1 rRNA gene is annotated in these 3,068 nt (G+C 56.6%); it reads left to right on the top strand.

Features of this window, described 5'->3' with window-relative positions:
• Nucleotides 1-62: 62 nt before the first annotated feature.
• Nucleotides 63-3,068 (top strand): 23S ribosomal RNA (locus ACIBF8_RS32010); the annotation flags it as partial.

The raw sequence follows: 3,068 nt of genomic DNA on the forward strand, positions 1-3,068 counted from the left end.
GGTTGTTGGGTTGTGGGTTGGTCGTTTGTTGAGAATTGCACAGTGGACGCGAGCATCTTTGTGGTCAAGTTGTCAAGGGCGAACGGTGAATGCCTTGGCACCAGGAGCCGATGAAGGACGTGGGAGGCCGCGATAGGCCTGGGGGAGCTGTCAACCGAGCTGTGATCCCAGGGTGTCCGAATGGGGAAACCTGGCACCAGTCATGTGGTGTCACCCACACCTGAACACATAGGGTGTGTGGAGGGAACGCGGGGAAGTGAAACATCTCAGTACCCGTAGGAAGAGAAAACAATTTAGTGATTCCGTGAGTAGTGGCGAGCGAAAGCGGATTGAGGCTAAACCGGCTGCGTGTGATACCTGTCAGGGGTTGCGTGGTCGGGGTTGTGGGACCCCGCTGAACAAGCTGACACTTGTTCGAGGAGTTACAAAGTTAGTGGCTAGTCGAACAGTCTGGAATGGCTGACCGTAGACGGTGAGAGTCCGGTAGGTGAAAGTTGCTGACCTTCTGTGGGTGTTCCCGAGTAGCGGCGGACCCCTGAAATCTGCCGTGAATCTGCCAGGACCACCTGGTAAGCCTAAATACTTCCTGGTGACCGATAGCGGACAAGTACCGTGAGGGAATGGTGAAAAGTACCCCGGGAGGGGAGTGAAATAGTACCTGAAACCGTTCGCCTACAATCCGTCGGAGCCTTGCGGGGTGACGGCGTGCCTTTTGAAGAATGAGCCTGCGAGTTAGTGGCATGTGGCGAGGTTAACCCGTGTGGGGGAGCCGTAGCGAAAGCGAGTCTGAATAGGGCGATTCAGTCGCGTGTCCTAGACCCGAAGCGGAGTGATCTAGCCATGGGCAGGCTGAAGCGCGGGTAAGACCGCGTGGAGGGCCGAACCCACCAACGTTGAAAAGTTGGGGGATGACCTGTGGTTAGGGGTGAAAGGCCAATCAAACTCCGTGATAGCTGGTTCTCCCCGAAATGCATTTAGGTGCAGCGTCGCGTGTTTCTTGCCGGAGGTAGAGCACTGGATGGTCTAGGGGGCCCACAAGCTTACCGAAATCAGCCAAACTCCGAATGCCGGTAAGTGAGAGCGCGGCAGTGAGACTGCGGGGGATAAGCTTCGTAGTCGAGAGGGAAACAGCCCAGATCACCAGCTAAGGCCCCTAAGCGTGTGCTAAGTGGAAAAGGATGTGGGGTCGCATAGACAACCAGGAGGTTGGCTTAGAAGCAGCCACCCTTTAAAGAGTGCGTAATAGCTCACTGGTCAAGTGGTTCCGCGCCGACAATGTAGCGGGGCTCAAGCACACCGCCGAAGCTGTGGCATTCACATTTTAACCACGCGTGCCCTTGATGGTGCGTGCAGGTGTGTGGATGGGTAGGGGAGCGTCGTGCCGCGAGTGAAGCAGCGGGGTGACCCAGTTGTGGACGCGGCACGAGTGAGAATGCAGGCATGAGTAGCGAAAGAAGGGTGAGAAACCCTTCCGCCGGATGACCAAGGGTTCCAGGGCCAGGCTAATCCGCCCTGGGTGAGTCGGGACCTAAGGCGAGGCCGAGAGGCGTAGTCGATGGACAACGGGTTGATATTCCCGTACCCGCGAAAGAGCGTCCCTGATGAACCTCGTTGTGCTAACCACCCGAACTGCCTGATGTCTTCGGACGGATGGTGGGGAGCGTGGGAACCTGATGGGTAGTAGTCAAGCGATGGGGTGACGCAGGAAGGTAGCTGAGCCCGGCCGGTGGTTGTGCCGGGGTAAGCGTGTAGGCCGTGGTGTAGGCAAATCCGCACCACATGAAGGCTGAGACGTGATGCCGAGCCGATTCAGGTGAAGTCAGTGATCCTATGCTGCCGAGAAAAGCCTCTAGCGAGTTCTTAGCGGCCCGTACCCCAAACCGACACAGGTGGTCAGGTAGAGAATACCGAGGCGATCGGGCGAACTGTGGTTAAGGAACTCGGCAAATTGCCCCCGTAACTTAGGGAGAAGGGGGGCCGGAGACGTGAAGCCCCGCGCGGGTGGAGCGTTGTATGGCCGCAGAGAGCAGGGGGAAGCGACTGTTTACTAAAAACACAGGTCCATGCGAAGAAGTAATTCGATGTATATGGACTGACGCCTGCCCGGTGCTGGAACGTTAAGGGGACCTGTTAGCTCTTCGGGGCGAAGCGGAGAACTTAAGCGCCAGTAAACGGCGGTGGTAACTATAACCATCCTAAGGTAGCGAAATTCCTTGTCGGGTAAGTTCCGACCTGCACGAATGGCGTAACGACTTCCCCACTGTCTCAACCACAGGCCCGGCGAAATTGCAGTACGAGTAAAGATGCTCGTTACGCGCGGCAGGACGGAAAGACCCCGGGACCTTTACTATAGCTTGACATTGGTACTCGAATTAGCTTGTGTAGGATAGGTGGGAGCCGGTGAAGTCCATACGCCAGTATGGGTGGAGGCAATCTTGAAATACCACTCTGGTTGATTTGGGTATCTAACTTCGGACCGTTATCCGGTTCAGGGACAGTGTCTGGTGGGTAGTTTAACTGGGGCGGTTGCCTCCTAAAAGGTAACGGAGGCGCCCAAAGGTTCCCTCAGCCTGGTTGGCAATCAGGTGTTGAGTGCAAGTACACAAGGGAGCTTGACTGTGAGACTGACAGGTCGAGCAGGGACGAAAGTCGGGACTAGTGATCCGGCACTTGCGAGTGGAAGCGGTGTCGCTCAACGGATAAAAGGTACCCCGGGGATAACAGGCTGATCTTCCCCAAGAGTCCATATCGACGGGATGGTTTGGCACCTCGATGTCGGCTCGTCGCATCCTGGGGCTGTAGCAGGTCCCAAGGGTTGGGCTGTTCGCCCATTAAAGCGGTACGCGAGCTGGGTTTAGAACGTCGTGAGACAGTTCGGTCCCTATCCGCCGTGCGCGTAGGATACTTGAGAAGGGCTGTCCCTAGTACGAGAGGACCGGGACGGACGAACCTCTGGTGTGCCAGTTGTCCTGCCAAGGGCACGGCTGGTTAGCTACGTTCGGAAGGGATAACCGCTGAAAGCATCTAAGCGGGAAGCCTGCTTCAAGATGAGGTATCCCACCCACCTT

The organism is Micromonospora sp. NPDC050276, assembly GCF_044459545.1.
Taxonomy (GTDB): domain Bacteria; phylum Actinomycetota; class Actinomycetes; order Mycobacteriales; family Micromonosporaceae; genus Micromonospora.